Here is an 18,755-nt window from a genome sequence, read left to right as displayed (position 1 = left end):
AAAAATTGTCGGAAAAATATAATGTGATTAGTTGTGTGTAATTTGTATGCACTAATATGCATTGTTTTGTTTCTGTAGCAGTTATGCTAAAATATGACCATACAAATACCGGATGGCCATTACATTGAAGGAAGTGCATTAAATGAAATTAAAGTATCAGATCATCATTGATGATATAAAAAGTAAAATTCTTTCTGGAGATTATCAGGTTGGAGAACAAATTCCTACTGAATCAATCTTGCAGGAAATGTATAAAGTTAGCCGTCATACGGTGCGAAAAGCAATCTTGGAATTGTCCAATGACGGATTTCTCCGAAGTGAAAAAGGATCTGGTACCTATGTAAGTAACTACTATCAATTAAAAGGGAACGGAAAATCCAAAAGGAAAACAATTGGTGTTATTACCACCTATATATCTGATTATATCTTTCCTTCCATTATTCGAGGAATTGAAAGTCGGTTAAATGCAGAGGATTACTCTTTATTATTAGCAAGCACAAACAATGATGTGGAACAAGAAAAGAAGGCATTGGAGATGATGCTGGCATTTGGAGTAGACGGATTAATTGTAGAGCCGACAAAAAGTAATTTATACAATCCAAATATTGCTTACTATCTAGCCTTTAAAGAGCAAGACGTTCCATTCATTATGGTCAATGCCTATTATGAAGAACTAGAAGTGCCATTCTTCTGTCTTGATGATGTGAAATCTAGCTATCTTGCAACAAATGAATTAATCGCAAAAGGGCATACAAAAATTGGACTTATAGCGAAAATGGATGACTTACAAGGAAAGTTTCGCATGAAGGGATACATAAAAGCATTAGGAGAAGCAAAGCTGCGTTTTCAAGCAGAGCATGTTTATTCTTTTACAACCGAAACAAAGCCTGATTTAAAGGTGAAATTAAAGGAATTTCTACATGAAAATATGGACGGAATGACAGCGATTGTCTGCTATAACGACGAGGTAGCATTAGAGGTTGTTAATGTATGCAGAAAATTGAACATCGCCATTCCAGATCAACTCTCTGTTATTGGCCAGGATAATTCCTATATGGCTAAAAACGCTAATATCAAGCTGACAACCTTAACGCATCCCCAAGAAAAAATGGGACACGATGCCGCGGAATGGATTATTAGAAAACTACAAGGCAAAAAAGATTTAAAAAATGAAAACTATTACCAACCAGAACTCATCCAAGGAGAAACAGTGAAAGATCTGACAGAGGATGCAGAGGGACGGTTTTGGTGAGGGATGTCCTCGCTAAAACTCTCCTTTTGTGTCTTTTTTTACTGAAAGTCTTTCCTAAAAGGGAAAGATAGTATTTAATAGAAATATGGGTAGATATGGGTGAATATACTAAACTATCCATTTTTGTTGTGTTCAAAAATGAGGAGGAATGGCATGGGCTTTAAAGATGAATTAAAACATGAAATGCGGAATTTAACAAAGGATATAGAGAAAGAGGTTCAAAAGAGTTGGACCGTTCATTATAAAGGACATGTGATAGAAGTGATCAATCAAATGAAAGAAGAGTTGCTTATCATTGATGGGATAACGGTAGCTCAGAATAAACGGAAATCAATACTATCGCATATTATTCCTTACACAAAGCTATCGGGAGTCCTCACTTTGGAAGGTGGGAAAAAGCATAAAGTCTCTGTTAAAATTGGTGGCTACGTAAGTTTAAACTGCAGCATCAAAATTGATAATGAGACGATTCTGCAGGAATCCGAAAAACTTGAATTTCTGCCCTGGGATCATAAAGAGAAAATAGTTCCGTTTATTCAAAGACAAGTTCTAGAAAATAATAGAATAGTAGAAAATACTTTACCAGATGATACGTACTTTTTTGGAGAAGATAATCCACCATTGGAGCCAGGGTTATTTGATATCATCGTGAATGAACCGAAAACGCCGTTTTTTGTGAGTAAGCTGATGAAGCTTTTTAAAGAACAGCTGGAACAACCCACTATAAAAACAAGAAAGGCGACATATGATCAAATTATTTTTGACCATATTGCCATCTATCGAGATGAGCTTCTAGACCAGTTAGGACAAGCGGAATTGGATGAACAGATGGCACAGCAAGAGGCATTATGGCTATTAGAACATGCTGCACATAGAGATGTTGTTAAATTTGCTATTCTTGTTCTCGGGTTTACGAACTGTGAGGAATATCAGGAGCTTTTATATACAATCGGCTTACACGATGAGTTTACCCCATATGCTATATTCGCTATAAGAAGCGGAGGGAAGGGAGTAAATGATCAAATATGGAAACTAGTTCAATCTGTCCGAGGGATTGGTAAAATGACAGCGATTGAGCTAGTAGAAGCGAAGACGCCGGAAATGAAGTATTGGCTGCTTACAAAAGGATGTGAAAATAGGAAATTTGCTGATTTCCTAGCGCATCGTTGTGCAGTAAAGGGAGAGCTAGATGTTGCGCTCTACGAAGTGAATATTTCCAAGGAGCTATACACGGGAGCGGCTATGATTATAGAAGGCTTATTAGACGATGAAAATCAAGACGGCATGGATCAATATCCTTACGCCAGTGCTGTAATGACTCGCTTCCTTCACCACGCCACAACCCACTGTGAAAGCTTAGAGGATTTTTATCCGATAATGAAAATAAGCGAATTTGTTCATGCTGAAGATGACATTTGGGAAGAGCGATTAAATGGACAATGGAAGCAGCATGAACGCAAGGCAATTCAAGAAGCTGTTCAACCGTTTATAGACAACCCTAAATGGTCACAGCTGGCATTGGATGTATTACAATCGAGCGAGAAGGTAGATTTCCGAGCAATGGAGATAGCTCGATTCTATCAATTAGACATTACGGCACTATTATTTGAAAAGCTGAAGAAAGAGCCGACAAACAGTATATTGTATGGTGCTATCATGGAAACAAGGGATTTACAGTCTATTCAAGATCTTTGTGCCTTTGCAGAAACACATTTTTCTTTATCCAGTTTATCGCTGGAAGAACAGTATTGTCTAGAGTATATTATTCAAGATTTACATGAATTCGAGGGAATAGGGGCACCATTAGTTTACGCATCTCTAGAAACTAAAAATGAAAGCTTACGTTGGCTAGGATTAAGTGTGTTGGCAGAATGGTCGCCAACCTTTAGGCAGCTATCAGAAATACAGCATGCCCTTAAAACAATAATGAGCACAACAAAAGATAAAGAAGAACGGAGATTAGCCAAGCAGTTGTTGAAGTAGAACAGCAAAGAAGACGGTTCTAGTGAGGTCTATCCTTATTAGAACCGTCTTTTCGCTTCTTTTTCTTATGTTTTTTTAGAGATAAAGATTTCATTACGATTTGGAGCAATCTGAGCAGCAAGTACATATGGCATTGATAGGTCATTATTGGTTTAACTTGCAGAATACAACCGATTGCTGACTATTGAAATCGTAAAAACAATCGTCACTTTTTTCATCAAATCCACTTTCTGACACTTGTGTTCATTTCAGGTCTGTCTCTAGGAGGCTATATTGAAACTCCCATATTTCCTTATCGTTTAACTCATTCAAAGAGACTTCTAAGTTATTTCCCAAGAAAATTTTTTCGCCGTTGATAGCGACCACCATCGTCTGAAGGGGGTGATCCCCACCTATTTTTTTATATACATCACCAATACTCGGCATATCACCTTGAGTACTTTTTTCAGGTTGATCAGAATCGTCGCTCAATATATCACTATTTGCCAAATTTTTATTAAAATAATCTATAGAGTTACTGTCATTATCACGGCCTGGAATCATCAGTAAATATTCATTATGTTTGACTCCATTATGTTTTGTTGTGATTACTCCATCGGGTTCAACAGACGATACAATTTCAATTTCGTTTAATGAATAGCTGTCCATGTAATCGGGATTTGGATTTGTAATTAAGATATAGTCCCCTTCTTCAGCTTTTTTATCTTTGTGAAGTGTATATGCCTTATGGTTGAAAATAAAACTGTCAAGCTGTTTTGGTTTATATTTTTCAATTTTCGAGGCAATGGTTAAATGCTGGGTTAAATCTTTAAGTTTGATAAGATGGACGGACTTTTTGTATACAGGCTTCACAGAATATACCCTGTGCAACTCATTGTTAAAATATACAAATTGTCCTTTTCTTACTTGATATAGTTTCATGTCAAACTCTCCCTTCGGTGATCATTTATCTTATATAAAGTTTAGAACTTTCATCGAATAATACTGACAATGTTAACTTTCCCAAAAAGTTATGTGAATATTCTCCGTTCTATTAATAATCCCCTAAAATATAAAAGAAAACAAGAAAGAATATGTACTAGAACAATTATTTAAGAATCTCCTTTACGATTAAGGTAGTTTTCAAGACTTGTCCATAATTGTTTGATAAAATGAATGGAGACTTCCACTCAATTCTTAGATAAAATTAGTCAATCGTATTTAATAGAAGGCTACGTTAAGTTGGCTTATTTTTTGACGAATATGAATTTATGATGTTTATAAGGAAGCAGAAAATATAGTAAAAGAAAAACAATTGACCAAAATGCTATTAAGTGATAAAATTATTTCGAATTAAAGATATCTTAATTAAATATATTTTTTATATAAATATCTCAACTTCGAGATAAATAATAGGAGGAAATAATAATGAATGAGTTAAAAGGACTTCATCATATTACAGCAATTACAAGCAGTGCCGAAAAAATTTATGAGTTTTTTACCTATGTATTAGGGCTAAGATTGGTAAAGAAAACAGTTAATCAGGATGATATTCAAACCTATCATCTATATTTTACGGATGATGTCGGCAGTCCAGGTACGGATATGACATTTTTTGATTTTCCTGGCATACCAAAGGGAGTCCACGGCACAAATGAGATTTCCAAAACATCATTCCGAGTGCCGACAGATGCAGCTTTAGAATACTGGGTAAAACGCTTTGATAAGTATGAAGTGAAGCATAAAGGAATTCAAGAACAGTTTGGGAAAAAGACATTGTCATTTGTAGATTTTGATGACCAACAATATCAACTTATTTCGGATGAAAAAAATGCAGGAGTTGCATCAGGGACTCCATGGCAAAATGGACCTGTTCCATTAGAATTTGCAATTACAGGATTAGGACCAATATTTGTTCGGACTGCTTACTTGGAATACTTCCAAGAAGTATTAGAAAAAGTATTTTTAATGAAAGAAGTTTCTCAAGAGGGATCATTCCATCTATTTGAAATGGGAGAAGGAGGTAATGGTGCCCAAGTTATTGTAGAATTTAACACCATTCTTCCACAAGCAAGACAAGGGTTTGGTACCGTTCATCATGCTGCTTTTCGAGTAGAAGATCGTGGCGAATTAGATCAATGGCAAGAACGCTTGAGCAGCTTTAAATTGCCAAACTCAGGTTTTGTAGAGCGCTATTATTTCGGTTCTTTATATTCCAATGTTGCACCGCAAATCTTATTTGAATTAGCAACAGATGGCCCTGGATTTATGGGAGACGAGCCATATGAAACATTAGGAGAAAAATTATCCTTACCACCATTTTTTGAACCAAACCGTGAAAAAATTGAAAAGCTCGTAAGACCTATAAACACAGTGCGCAGTAATATAGAAATCGACAAAGAGTACTTGTAAAACAAACAGAGGGATGTTTCTATGGAGGTTAATGAACTTCAATAGGACCATCCCTCTTCTTATTTATAATGATATATATGTTGTTCTCACAAGAACCCTCCCTCTGTTTTTCCTCTATAGATAAGGAACTTTTCTAGGTTGATAAGAGATAGTTTCTGCTGAATAGAGTTCTATGAGTAAATGATGCCCTAACATTTTGGCTTGAATAAGGACGGGATGTTCGTAATTATTTTCAAAAACAAAATCTGGTCCGTCCCAGCTAACGGTAGCATCTCGCTTGGGAGGAACGTAAGAGATTTTTCTACTATGTGAATATCGTTGAATGATATTTAATCCCGCATTATCTACTGCATTAAATAGGGTAGAGGAAACTTGGCAAATTCCACCGCCAATATCTTCTGAAAATTTCCCGTTAATAATGACGGGTGCCTGTAAATAGCCCTTTTCCACGGTCCTTTTCCCGACAATTTGATTAAAAGAAAATTTTTCATTTGGAAAAATGACACTGTTATTAATCGCTTCAGTAGCAAGAGAAATATTCATACTCCGTTCTTTATTCCTCATGTTAAAAGATGTTATATATCTGCCTATTTTTTTGCGGCGAATACTTTCTAACAGCTCACTATCTACCTTAGGATAAATCACTTCTAGAGGATACCCTTTGTTACTAGAAATATCATTGAAATAATGTGCATACATTTGCTCTATAAATTTAACTCGATGCAGACGATAGCCAACTTCTTCAGGGACAATCCCTCCATACTTATTGACGGCAGCATCTTTGGGTGCGATATATACTTTTTTATCTATTTCCTCCATCACTTTATTGAACTCATCTGTATGGATAACAGGTAAACCAGGGGATTTCCATAAAAAAATTTCTTCTTTCTTATCTTTTGGTTGTGATATACTTTCTGTTGCTTTAATAATATCACCTGATAAAAGTACAGGATGGGAAAATAGCATCACTCCGAGTAAAAAATGAACATACATAAGAAATACCTCCGTAAAAATATCCGTTATCCATTAATATGTGTTTGTTTTTTTATTTAATGTACTTATTTGTAATTTTAATGTGGAAGTAGAGGTATTCGTTTGGAAGTTCGAAGATTGTAAAGAAGCAGAGAGACATTTTTGATGCTGCTTTGGCTGATATCCTCTCTGCTTTGGCTGATAAAATTTGAGTTTGGCTGATACCCCCGAAGTTTGGCTGATACCCCCCGGAGTTTGGCTGATACCCCCTGGAGTTTGGCTGATACCCCCTGGAGTTTGGCTGATAACCCTGAAGTTTGGCTGATACCCCCTGGAGTTTGGCTGATAACCCCCGGAGTTTGGCTGATAACCCCCGGAGTTTGGCTGATACCCCCTGGAGTTTGGCTGATAACCCCCGGAGTTTGGCTGATACCCCCTGGAGTTTGGCTGATACCCCCCGGAGTTTGGCTGATATCCTCTCTGCTTTTGTGCAACTATTCCTTCACAAACACCGCCATTGCTCTGTTTTCCTATCTATCTTTTTTTATAATGGTATAAGCACCGCTAAACATGGCCATTATCAGTCCGGCTATTGGGAAGATAATCCAATTGATATGCCAGTTTCCGTACACGAAGCCAGTAATTAAGAAAATGACAACAGCTAGTGGCCAGATAACCGCTGCAAAGGCGCCGATTACTTTATCCTCTGTTCTTTTTTCAAAGGAATAGTCTTCAACTTTTAACAGCTTTTCATATGCATCTTTTTTGCCGCCGCTAATAATAAATAGGTATACTGCTATTGCGATAAAGACTAGTAAAAGACAGACCGCATAAACTGCTGCTTGATCACTCATACCAGAGGTTATTAGTATTGCGATTGGGGATAAAATACATAATGCTACCCCGATAATTACTGAACGAAAAAAGATTGGCTGATATGCATCTTTTTCTGCTGTTATTTTCTTTTTTAAAGGAGTGGAAAGCTCAAAATTAGCTGCTTTTTCCATAAATTTATACTTTTCTAATAGCTGGCCACTATAAATAAATAAACTAACAGCAATTGCTACCAATAAAAGTAATTGACCAACACCGATTAAAGTGGCTGTGTTTTCGGTTATGCCGTTCAGCAATCCTTGATTATACAATTGAAGGAAGAGAATTAGCAGGGCGGAGCCAAGTATGCATAGCATCACACCTATTCCGATAAAATTCATTGCTTTTGTTGTTTTTTGTAAAAAAGTTGTTACCTCTTCTTCCGTAAGTTGGTGTTCTAGTGCTGTTTCCTCGGTTAAGGGAAGATCAAGCTCACTTAACAGTTCATCCATATTCCCAAATTCAGAAATGACAATACCTATTGCTTCATGTTCCAATTTTCCAGCCTTTTTTAATTCATTATATTTATCCTCCATATTTGAGAGCATTTCTTGCTTCAGTGTTTCCATTTCTAAAGTTTTTGGTAAGCTGGCAAAGACATTGTCTAAATAATTTATAATGCTATTCATTATATCCCTCCTTAATAAATAAGTTAATTACTTCCTGGGTTACGAACCATTCTTGGCATTTTTCCTGATAATATTTTCTGCCTTCTAACGTTATGGTGTAATAAGTCCTTCTTTTTCCGAATTCTCCTTCTTTGTAATAGGAATGAATATAGTTATTTTTGATTAATCGATTAAACGCAGAATAAAGGGTTGTTTCTTTAATAATGTACTTTTCGTTAGTCAATGTTCGTATATCTTTTGAAATTTCATAACCATAAGAATCCTTTTCTAATAGTAAAAAAAGAATGATGGTGTCATTATAGCCGCGAATGATATCACTGCTAATCAAAAAATCACCCCTTTCAAATACTTTATCTGTCATACTATGACTGTCGTAGTAATTATACTTTACCATATATACTACGACAGATGAAGTAAAAATGTTAAAAAATTCTGATCTCCCTTTCTTTACATAAATTTTATGTTTATTAATACTTGCTTAAAGGTTCCTTAAAATAGGACCTCTATGATTTTACTGAGTAGAATAATCACCTTAAGGGAGGAATAAGCTTGTGACTTTAAAAAAGAGGATAACAAAGAGGGCTTTTGTCATTTTTGTTATGGGGGTATTTTTCTTTTCTACATATTTCCCTATTTTTCCTGGTTTAACGATGTATGCGGCCGAACCAACTGGTAAAAAAGTAGAGGAGAATCCGCCAAACACAGCAGAAAATAACACGGTAGAAGCACCTGAAACTACAACCGACAAAGAGAAGGGTGAAATAGCCGAAGAAGAAAAAGAGGAGGAAAAGAATCAGCATGAAAATGAATCCTCATCTATTTCCAAAGAGAAGAAATCAACACCAACTGCTGAACAAAAGGAAGAATCAGTAATAAAGGAAGAGGATAAACCTCAAGAAACGGAAGAGAAGGAACCAGCAAAAGAGGAAATAACAAATGAAACGAATCAAAATCAGGAGAAAGCAGAGAAGAAACAAGAATCTTTTGATTACAAAAAACTACCGCCATTGCTTATTACCGAGCTAGCTCCTGATTCGAAAGGGACAGATAACTTTGAATTTATTGAGGTCTATAATAATACTAATCAGCCAATAGACTTAAATAGCTATTATTTTTATTACCAATACATAGGCGGTAATACAGCAGATAAAATAATGTCTATGCCAGAAGCAATACTAGCACCCCAAGAAACCATTGTTCTTTGGTTTAATGTCAAGGGACTTTCAGTAGAGGATTTCAACAAACATTTCAGCACTTCATTAACAGAACAACAAGTAATTTCCATTAAAGGGGATTTTTCAGATTTTGCCAATGGTGGTAATCGAGGTGTCCTCATAAAAAAACTTGCAGGGCAGGAAGTAGTGTCAGCAAACTATTTACCAGGTGAAACGGATAATACAGGTGCAGATGTTCATTATGCTTTTCCAACAGAAGGTACAGAGATGGTAAAGCAGGAAGTTAAGGCTGCCCCAACACCAGGTGCATTAAGTGATGGACAAGTACCAGCAGAGCAAGTTCCAGTGAATCCCGTAACTAAGGATACAGAAGCTCCCGTCATAACGCACGAAGCAAAAAAAAACATGAAAGCAGGAGAGGCAATTTCTATCGAAGCCACTATTGTAGATGATAGAAAGAATCCAACAGCTACTTTGTATTATCAAGGTGAAACAGATACAGAATTAAAAGCATTAGAGATGAAACAAGATTCGGCCCAACCACAAAAATTCACAGCCAGCATACCAAAAGAGGCTGCATTAGGCAAAGTAGTCTATTATCTGGAAGCTTCAGACGGCATGAATATGTCAAAAACATCCGAATATACAATCGAATTAGAAAAAGAACCAGAAAAAGAACCAGCGCAAGATACATATAGTGATCGTCCTCTTTTAATTACAGAACTTGCTCCTAATTCAATGGGAGGAGGCACAGATTATTACGAATACTTTGAGCTATATAATAATTCCAACCAAACATTGAACACAGCAAGTTACTCTTTCTACTATGTATATACAGATAATTCGAGAGAGCCGATTCTATTTCCATTACCAGCAACTGAAATAAAATCAAAAGAGAGGCTTGTATTCTGGTTTAATAACGGAAATAAAACATTAGCTGATTTTAATAAAGAGTATGGGACAAATCTTACAAGTAACGAAGTAGTAATGTTTACAGATCAAACATTCCCTGGTTTCGCTAATGGTGGTAATCGTGCTCTTGAAATCAAAGATGCCGAAGGGAATATCACGATCTCAGCTAGTTATTTAGGTTCTGAAAATGATAATAATGGCAAAGTGATTCATTATCAATTTCCTCAAACGGGAACGGAAATGGTTAAGTATAAAGTATTAGCAGATCCTACACCTGGGAAAATAGAAGCAGACCAAATTCCAACTAAGATAGTGGATCTACCTGATGTTCCGAAAGATACGGAACCACCGGCCATTTCTCATCAGGCAATGAAAACAGCAAAAGCATTTACGGCCGTTACAGTAGAAGCAAAGGTAACGGATAATGAGACAGCAAATCCAATTGTGACTTTACATTATAAAAAAGCACCGGATGAAAATTTTAAATCTGTATCTCTTTTAAAGGATACGCAAGGGAAATACTCAGCAACTATACCAGCAGCAGATATAGATGGAGACATTATTTATTATCTGGTAGCTAGTGATGGAATCAACGAAAGCAAAACCGAAGAATATACAATTTCGGTGGAGAAAACGGATATTGATTTTACCAAAGTTCCTAAATTGCTTATTACAGAAATAGTGCCTGATAGTGCTAATGTCGGGACTGCAGATGGCTATGAGTACATAGAAATCTATAATAATACCGATAAGGCAATAAACTTCAAGGATTATAAAATTCAATATCGCTATAATGCAGATCCTAATACAGATGTTGTCTGGCCATCTGTACCAGATGATACGATAATCGAACCGCAAGGCACTCTTGTCTTCTGGGTGATTAATTCTCAAAATGGGGATAAAACAGTAGCTGATTTTAATGCGAATTATGGCACAAACCTTGTCGAAAATAAAGATATTGTTCGTATTAAAAGTGATGGCATGGCCAATGGAAGTATGCGTGGTCTAGTAATTGCCACGAATACAAAAGAAGAGATAAATGTTGCTTATTATAATGATGAGGCAGCGCAATTAGATACGGCAATGAATATGGGCGTTCTTTATAAATTCCCGGAGGATGGCTCCACGCAATCAGTCAAAATTAGTTCGAAAACAAAACTAGGAACTCCTGGCTCCATAGAACCGTCACAAGTGCCGAACGAGCCAGTTCATGTAGAGGATGATACGGTTCCGCCAACTCTCATCAACGCTACGAATGTTCAAGAAATTCAGCAGATGAATGATTTAACCATTCGAGCAAAAGCAACCGATGACAAGGGAATTAAATCTGTGCTTTTGTATTATCGTACGAATGATCAAACAGATTATGAAAAAATATTATTAACAGTAGATGCGAGCGACAGCGAATATTATGCCACTATTCTATCTGCAGCTAACTTTATTGCGAAAGAGAAAATCGAATATTATTTCGTTGCCACAGATGGGCAAAATGAGGTAACATCCGAAAAATATGTCATTACTATTAAAAATGAAATAAACAATGCACCTATCTATTTAAATGTTAAAGATGATGATATTTTAACTGGAAAAGCAATCTTAAAAGCAGCATCCAAAGAAACAGCCGCTAGGGATGTAGAACTTTTTATTGATGGAAAAAAAGTAGAGGAAAGCACCTACAGCACATTAGAAACACAAGCTTATCTTGCTGTTGATATTAGCGGTTTGAATATGTATTTCAAAAATGCTATTACAATGGGAGAGGAAATAATCCACCTTTTGGATAAGGATAATAATTCTGATTGGAAAACGTTTACGATTCCGATTGACCCAAATAAATTAGCCGTCGGAGAAAATATTATTACCGTTCGCTCGGGGAATAAGGCTTCTCCATTCCAATTAGAAGAAAGTGAAGAAAATAGAGATGATTATAATCTAAGGAATGTAAGGTTAATTTTAGCTGATGGTACGGTCATTAGAGATCCACAAAAGGCTGATCCTTCTCAAGTATTTGATATGGGGGATGATGGCACGTATCGTCCATTTGAAGATTTTACTTTTACGATAACAGAAGAGCAGTCAAAAGCAAAAACCTATGTTTGGGATACGACGACTGTTTCTGATGGAGCTTACAGCATTAAAGCTACAGATAGTGAAAGGGAAACAACTGCTACTATAAAAGTAGATAATACTGCCCCAGTAATCAAAACAAATATAGAAGCTGAGAAAGAATATAAAGGTGTCTTTACCATTGAAGCGAGTGCAGTAGATGCAATTGCTGGTGTAGAATCACTGGAAGTAACCCTTGATGAGGAAGAGATTAAGGTACCATTTGATACGGCTTCTTCCAAGCTTGCTCCAGGCAAGCATACCTTAAAAATGGTCGCAATAGATAAGGCGGGCAATAAAGCAGAAGCGGATATTTCCTTCTCTGTTTCAAATGAAAATCCAAATAAGCCAGAATTAATAGCGCCAGCTAATAACACAGCAGCACCCGTCGATGGAGATCCGAAGTTGAAGGTAAAGGTAACGGATCCAACAAATGATTCGATGGATGTTACGTATTATAAAGGATATAAATATGAAGCATCGGATAGTAAAGTAAAATCATTTGAAAATGCTAGTGACACAGAACCACCAGTTGAGCTGGCACCAGCAGGGGAAAAGGCATTAACTGCTAAGGATGTTTCGGCGATTTCTTCCTTAGACGGAAAGTATCTAACAACGAATTCAAGTACTAAATTCCCTTATCATCGCTTTGAAGTAGCGCTTGATCCTTCTATTAGTAATCAAGATAAAGTGGAGCTAGTGTGGAACGGAAAATCACTGCAAGGAAGAAAGGTCTCCATGTATGCTTGGAGCATGCAAGAAAATAAATGGAAGCTGCTAACATATAAAATTGCTGGATCAGAAGATTTCACATTAAAAGCAGACGTCGATGTAAGGGCATTTGCTGATAAGACGAATAAAGTTAATGTGTTAATTCAAGATGAAATTCCAAGCACACCAGATGAATATGATTATACATTTGTTTGGATGTCGGATACGCAATATTATGCAGAGAGCTATCCATATATTTATAAGCGACAAACAGAATGGATTGCGGAAAAACAAGAAGAGATGAAAATTAAATATGTCATGCATACTGGTGATGTTGTCGACGAGTTTGATGATGAGAAACAATGGGTGTATGCCGATGAATATATGAGAACGTTAGAAGAAAACAAAATTCCATATGGCGTGCTTGCCGGAAACCATGATGTCAACCAATTATCAAATGACTACAAAGAATTCTCTAAATGGTTCGGAGAAGATCGCTTTAAAGATAAGCCATTTTACGGAGAATCTTACAAGAATAATCGTGGTCATTATGATTTGATTTCTGCGGGTGGAAATGACTTTATCATGGTATATATGGGCTGGGGAGTAAACGACGAGGATATGAAATGGATAAATGATGTACTAAAACAATATCCAGATCGTAAAGCCATTCTTAATTTTCATGAATACTTATTAGTTTCCGGAAATAGAAGCCCTATTGGGGAAGAAATTTTCCAGAAGGTAGTAGAGAAGAATGAAAATGTCTTTCTTGTATTAAGTGGACATTATCATGATTCGGAGACATTAATCAGTGAAGTGGATGATGATCAGGACGGGAAAGTCGATAGAAAAGTCTACCAAATGCTTGGCGACTATCAAGGTGGTCCAGAAGGCGGGCAAGGCTATATGAAACTACTTCATTTTGATCAAAAGAATAATAGAATTCTTATTAATACGTATTCACCATATTTAGATGATTATAATTTCTATGACCCAATAGAGTATCCATTGAAAGATGAATTGGCTATTGATTTAGATTTAACAGTCCAAGAGAAACAAGTTGCTACGGATTACTTTGCAGTAAATGTTTATACAAAGGAAGAAATCGGCAAGCAAGAAAATGTAGCAAGCGGCGAGATTGCAGAAATAGCATGGAAGAATCTAAAAGAAGGGCAAGTATATGATTGGTACGTAGTAGCTTCTGATGATTATACAGGATCAGTAACTTCTGATATTTGGTCTTTTGCCAAAGGACAGCCGACACCAGAAACTCCAACAGAACCAGGTGATGGAGGAAGCGAGAAGCCAACGGAGCCGAATCCAGGAGGAGATGATGGAGGAAGCGAAGAGCCAACGGAGCCGAATCCAGGAGGAGATGATGGAGGAAGCGAGAAGCCAACGGAGCCGAATCCAGGAGGAGATGATGGAGGAAGCGAAGAGCCAACGGAGCCGAATCCAGGAGGAGATGATGGAGGAAGCGAGAAGCCGACGGAGCCGAATCTAGGAGGAAATGATGGAGGAAGCGAAAAGCCAACACAGCCAAATCCAAGCGTTATCAATCAAAGTGAACCAAAAAATAATCAGTCCACCATACTCCCAAATACAGCTACAGAAAATTATACAATTATGCTGGTAGGATTAGTGTTATTAATTGGAGGAATGGTAGTTGCTTACTGGAGAAGAATACGTAGAGAAATATAGGATCTAGTTCCATTTATTCCTATTTATGGTTTAACTACAGGGAATTCTAATAATCATTTATTAATAAAAATAAAGAGCGGTAGAATCTATTTACTAAGACTATCGCTCTTTAACTATAAAATGTACTATTTTCATTATGATAATAATATATTGGAATTATCTACACTATCTTCACGAATATTTACCTTTCAGCTCCCTTACTTATTTCGTTCTATGATTAAAATCTAACGGTTATAAAAGGAGGCTAAAGAAATAAAAACAATTATTTGGATGGTTATGAAAAACATATTTACAACAGATCTGTTTATTTTTCTATACTTAATAACGACACTAGAAAAAGTAAGTTGATAGAATCTTCCATACACCACGATCCCCCATTCATTTCCTATAATACTCATCCTAGTCGAACTAATTTATATTTCATTTCAAGTAGAATTTTCATTTCTTTTTAAAGTCATTGGTAAAAGTAAGTAGAGGGAGAGGATTTCATTTGTGCAAAGAACAGGGGATTTAAAGCTCATACAAGAATTAAATCGATCCATTATTTTAGATACAATCCGAAAAAAAGGACCGATTTCAAGAAGTCAGGTTGCAAAAGAAATAAAAATAAGCCCTACTACCGTTACATCAGCTGTCAATGATTTAATTCGTAAAGGCATGGTAATTGAAGATGGTGTTGGTCATTCCAGTGGCGGGCGAAAGCCGGTATTGCTTCGCTTTAACCCGAGTAAGCATTCCATTATAGCGGTATCTATCACTAATTCTTATATTAAGATGGCTGATATGGACTTAGAAGGAAAAATATTAAGGAAGAACGTTCATCCAGTAAATCAGCTTCAAGGTAATGAGATTATTTTGCTTTTGATAGACTTATTGGAACAGTTTGTGGCAGGGAATGACCGATTAGAGTTTTGCGAAGGGATTTCCATCATAACTCCTGGAATTGTAGATTCCAACAACGGGATGATTGGTTATAACACCAAACTTAAGCTTTATGATGTTCCGCTAACAGAATTGATAGAAGAAAAATTTAACTTACCAACCTTTTTAGATAATGATGTAAATGCATTTGCGGTGGGAGAATATTATTTCGGTTCTTTTAACAGCTATAAAGATATCATGTATCTCACTATAGGAGATGGTGTAGGCTCCGGTTTGATGATTAATGGGACCATCTATCGTGGATTCAAAGGAAGCTCTGGAGAAATTGGGCATACAACTGTTGTCCCAGGTGGTTCAAAGTGTGAATGTGGAAACAATGGCTGTCTAGAAAACTATGTAAACTGGCCAGCTATTTATTCTAATATAGTTTCCTCCATCCTAACTAAAGGGCGTGATACGTTAATAAAAAATTTAATTGAAAATGACATCCGAAAACTTACCCCTGAAATTTTTATTGATGCAATTAAACGGAATGATAAGTTAAGTATCGAAATTCTTGATGAAATTATCAGTTATTTAGCGATTGCGATTTCTAATACGATTCACTTACTAAATCCCGAAATAATCATAATAAGTGGTGAAGTGGTACAGGATAATCCCTTATTTATCAAAAAGATAAGAGAGAAATTATCTGAAATGGTGATTCCTATATTAAAAGAGGACATAAACATTCAAAGTACTTCTTTGGGGTCGGATTTTGACTTATTGGGAGCGGCAGCGGTCATTCTTCAAGGAAAATTTCGTTTTCAATTATAAAGAGTGGATAGGTGATTTAAAGAATATTCAATCATTACTAAAGGGAAAGTGGAGGGGGATTATGAAAAAGTTATTAAGCCTTTGTATCTTTGTGTTGATCTCCATCATGCTTGTGGCATGTAGCGGGAAGTCATCGGGTGATGGAAAGAAAACGATTGAAGTTGCATTATGGGATGAAAATGTTAGTGATGCAGTTGATGCATCGATTGAGTCGTTCAAAAAAGAACATCCTGATGTGAATGTAAAAGTTACCTATACCCCGTTTGCGGAGTACTGGACAAAGTTGCGAACAAGTCTGGGCGGTGGCAGTGGCCCTGATGTTTTTTGGATGAATGGACCTAACTTTTACCAATATGTAACTTCTGATTTGATTAAAGATTTAGAACCATTTCTTCAAGGAGACGAAGAATTCGCCAAGGAAAATTATTATCCAGCCGTTGTGGATCTTTATTCCTATGAAGATAAACTATATGCTGCTCCATATTTTGTCGATTCTATTGGCCTATTTTACAACAAAAGATTGTTTGATGAAGCAGGCGTAGATTACCCTGATGAAACGTGGACTTGGGAAGACATAGAGGCAGTTGGCGAAAAGCTTACAAAACCAGATGAAGGAGTCTATGGCTATTTAAATCAAGTTGTGCGAAATCAATCAGGCTACTATAACTTAATGCATCAAGCAGGTGGTTATGTCATTAGTGAAGACAAAACAAAGTCTGGATTTGACACACCGGAAGCAAAAGAAGCATTTGCATTTTTGAATAGATTAATTGAAAAGAAGATTTCTCCGACCGTGAAGGCACAAATCGAAACAGATGCAGATCAGTGGTTCATGTCCCAGAAGGTGGCCATGACTCCAGAAATTTCTGTTCATGCAGCAGAGTATGAAGAGGTTCTTGGAGAGGATTTAGGGGTAGCGCCCCTGCCGAAAGGAAAAGTAGATACATCCATTGTCCATGGTATTGGATGGGCAATGAATAGCAAAACAAAAAATGAAGATTTAGCTTGGGAACTAATTAAAAGCTTATCTAATAAAGAAGGAACAACGGTGATGGCTAAGACAGGATTTGCTACACCAGCCCATATGGAAATTAGTAAGGTTTGGTTAGATTCTCTGCCAAATGTCGAATTACAAATATTCTTAGATGCGCTTGAAAAAGCAGTCCCTTATCCAGTTTCCGAAAAAACATCAGAATGGCAAAATATTGAAACAACGGAAATCCAAGGTGCCTTCTTAGGACAAAAATCGATTGATGAAGCTTTGGAGAAAATTGCTGCAGAAATGAATGCGATTTTGGAAGAAGAACAGAAGGATTAAGCTGGTTTTTAATGTAATTTCCCTTTTCATTGATTCCAAATGGAAAGGGAAGGGATGAAAAAAATCAAGAAAGAAGGGAGAGATACGATTGGAAACGATGGTAGTGAATAAAAAGAGTCCAGAGACTGTGGCAAGAAAGAGAAAGAAAAAGAAATTCAATCGTGAAGCTATTGCTGCTTATTTATTTATTGCTCCCACCATGATAGGGCTATTTATGTTTTATATTTTTCCTGCACTTGCCTCATTTGCTTTGTCCTTTACAAAATGGAATGGTATTTCCATGCCAGAATATGTCGGGGTAGAAAATTTGATCCAATTATTTACTGATTCTTCCTTTCTTCGTTCGATTGTTAATACAGCAGTATTTACCTTTGTTTCCGTTCCATTTACTGTCATTATTGCGATATTTATAGCAGTCATGCTGAATCAAAAAATAAAAGGCATTATCTTTTATCGTACCTTGTATTTCTTGCCAGTAGTTACGATGCCGGTCGCAGTTGGGATGGTATGGAAATGGCTATATAACACCGATTATGGCTTAATTAACTACATTCTAGGTATCTTTCATCTTCCGCAGCCATCGTGGTTATTTGACCCGAAGATTTCTTTAATATCCGTTATTATCGTCTACATATGGATGAGTGTCGGCAATAATATCATTTTAATCTTAGCGGGACTTCAGGGAATAGAAAAGACGTATTATGAAGCGGCCGACATTGACGGTGCTTCAAGGATTCGGAAGTTTTTTAGTATTACCTTACCGCTATTAACACCTACTATTTTCTTTGTTTTTATAACAGGAATGATTAGTTCCTTACAAGTATTCGACTTATTATTTGTCATGATTGGTAATAGTACAGCGCTATTAGAACCACTGCGTACGATTGTGTATGGCGTTTATGAATCAGGCTTTAAGTATGGTGAAATGGGTATTGCTTCTGCCCAAGCATTTATCTTGTTTCTTGCCATTCTATTGATGACCATTATTCAATTTATTTTCCAAAAGAAATGGGTTTATTACGATTCTTAATAAG

At 36.4% G+C, this 18,755-nt stretch carries 12 protein-coding genes; 7 read left to right on the top strand and 5 right to left on the bottom strand.

The genetic code is table 11. The annotated features are described in order from the left end of the window. The first annotated feature begins 142 nt into the window (after positions 1-142). Positions 143-1,252: a GntR family transcriptional regulator gene (locus C2I06_RS15150; RefSeq protein WP_095329742.1), complete on the top strand. Its 1,110-nt coding sequence runs from the start codon at positions 143-145 to the stop codon at positions 1,250-1,252. 153 nt (positions 1,253-1,405) lie between these two features. After that, positions 1,406-3,235: a hypothetical protein gene (locus tag C2I06_RS15145; RefSeq protein WP_123258334.1), complete on the top strand. Its 1,830-nt coding sequence runs from the start codon at positions 1,406-1,408 to the stop codon at positions 3,233-3,235. Positions 3,236-3,478: 243 nt separating this feature from the next. Here C2I06_RS15145 and C2I06_RS15140 read toward each other — a convergent pair whose 3' ends face one another. Then, positions 3,479-4,156, bottom strand: coding sequence for a hypothetical protein (locus C2I06_RS15140; RefSeq protein ID WP_095329744.1), 678 nt, complete (start codon positions 4,154-4,156; stop codon positions 3,479-3,481). 486 nt (positions 4,157-4,642) lie between these two features. Here C2I06_RS15140 and C2I06_RS15135 point away from each other — a divergent pair, with 486 nt between their 5' ends. After that, complete coding sequence (locus C2I06_RS15135; protein WP_095329745.1) at positions 4,643-5,626, top strand: ring-cleaving dioxygenase; 984 nt, start codon at positions 4,643-4,645, stop codon at positions 5,624-5,626. A gap of 114 nt (positions 5,627-5,740) precedes the next feature. Here the strand turns inward: C2I06_RS15135 and C2I06_RS15130 are convergent, their stop codons facing one another. The 4 genes from C2I06_RS15130 to C2I06_RS15115 all read right to left on the bottom strand — a co-directional run bounded on the left by C2I06_RS15130 (position 5,741) and on the right by C2I06_RS15115 (position 8,428). Next, positions 5,741-6,619 carry a VanW family protein gene (locus C2I06_RS15130; protein ID WP_095329746.1) on the bottom strand — a complete coding sequence of 293 codons (879 nt, stop codon included), beginning with the start codon at positions 6,617-6,619 and terminating at the stop codon, positions 5,741-5,743. Between the two features lie 77 nt (positions 6,620-6,696). Then, a complete protein-coding gene (locus tag C2I06_RS15125) occupies positions 6,697-7,092 on the bottom strand; it encodes a hypothetical protein (protein ID WP_123258333.1) in 396 nt (131 codons plus the stop codon). A gap of 36 nt (positions 7,093-7,128) precedes the next feature. Next, positions 7,129-8,100 (bottom strand): permease prefix domain 1-containing protein, encoded by a 972-nt coding sequence (locus tag C2I06_RS15120; protein WP_123258332.1) that lies wholly within the window; start codon positions 8,098-8,100, stop codon positions 7,129-7,131. Further along, positions 8,093-8,428 carry a PadR family transcriptional regulator gene (locus C2I06_RS15115; protein ID WP_095329748.1) on the bottom strand — a complete coding sequence of 112 codons (336 nt, stop codon included), beginning with the start codon at positions 8,426-8,428 and terminating at the stop codon, positions 8,093-8,095. The genes C2I06_RS15120 and C2I06_RS15115 overlap by 8 nt, the downstream gene beginning before the upstream one ends. 223 nt (positions 8,429-8,651) lie before the next feature. On the opposite strand from C2I06_RS15115, the gene C2I06_RS15110 reads away from it, so the two are divergent. The 4 genes from C2I06_RS15110 (at position 8,652) to C2I06_RS15095 (ending at position 18,751) form a co-directional block, all read left to right on the top strand. Further along, positions 8,652-14,705, top strand: coding sequence for a lamin tail domain-containing protein (locus tag C2I06_RS15110; protein ID WP_123258331.1), 6,054 nt, complete (start codon positions 8,652-8,654; stop codon positions 14,703-14,705). Positions 14,706-15,197: 492 nt separating this feature from the next. Continuing rightward, entirely contained in the window at positions 15,198-16,403 is a 1,206-nt protein-coding gene (locus C2I06_RS15105; RefSeq protein ID WP_095329749.1) for an ROK family transcriptional regulator, read from the top strand. 61 nt (positions 16,404-16,464) lie between these two features. Next, the gene (locus C2I06_RS15100; protein WP_095329750.1) at positions 16,465-17,721 is read left to right on the top strand and encodes an ABC transporter substrate-binding protein; all 1,257 of its coding nucleotides are present in this window, start codon (positions 16,465-16,467) and stop codon (positions 17,719-17,721) included. 97 nt (positions 17,722-17,818) lie between these two features. Then, a complete protein-coding gene (locus tag C2I06_RS15095) occupies positions 17,819-18,751 on the top strand; it encodes a carbohydrate ABC transporter permease (protein WP_123259162.1) in 933 nt (310 codons plus the stop codon). Positions 18,752-18,755: the final 4 nt, after the last annotated feature.

The sequence above is a fragment of the Niallia circulans genome (genome assembly GCF_003726095.1).
In the GTDB taxonomy this organism is placed as follows: Bacteria; Bacillota; Bacilli; order Bacillales; family Cytobacillaceae; genus Niallia; species Niallia circulans_A.
The sequence above is the reverse complement of the archived record's forward strand: the minus strand, read 5'-3'. Positions and strand labels throughout refer to the sequence as shown.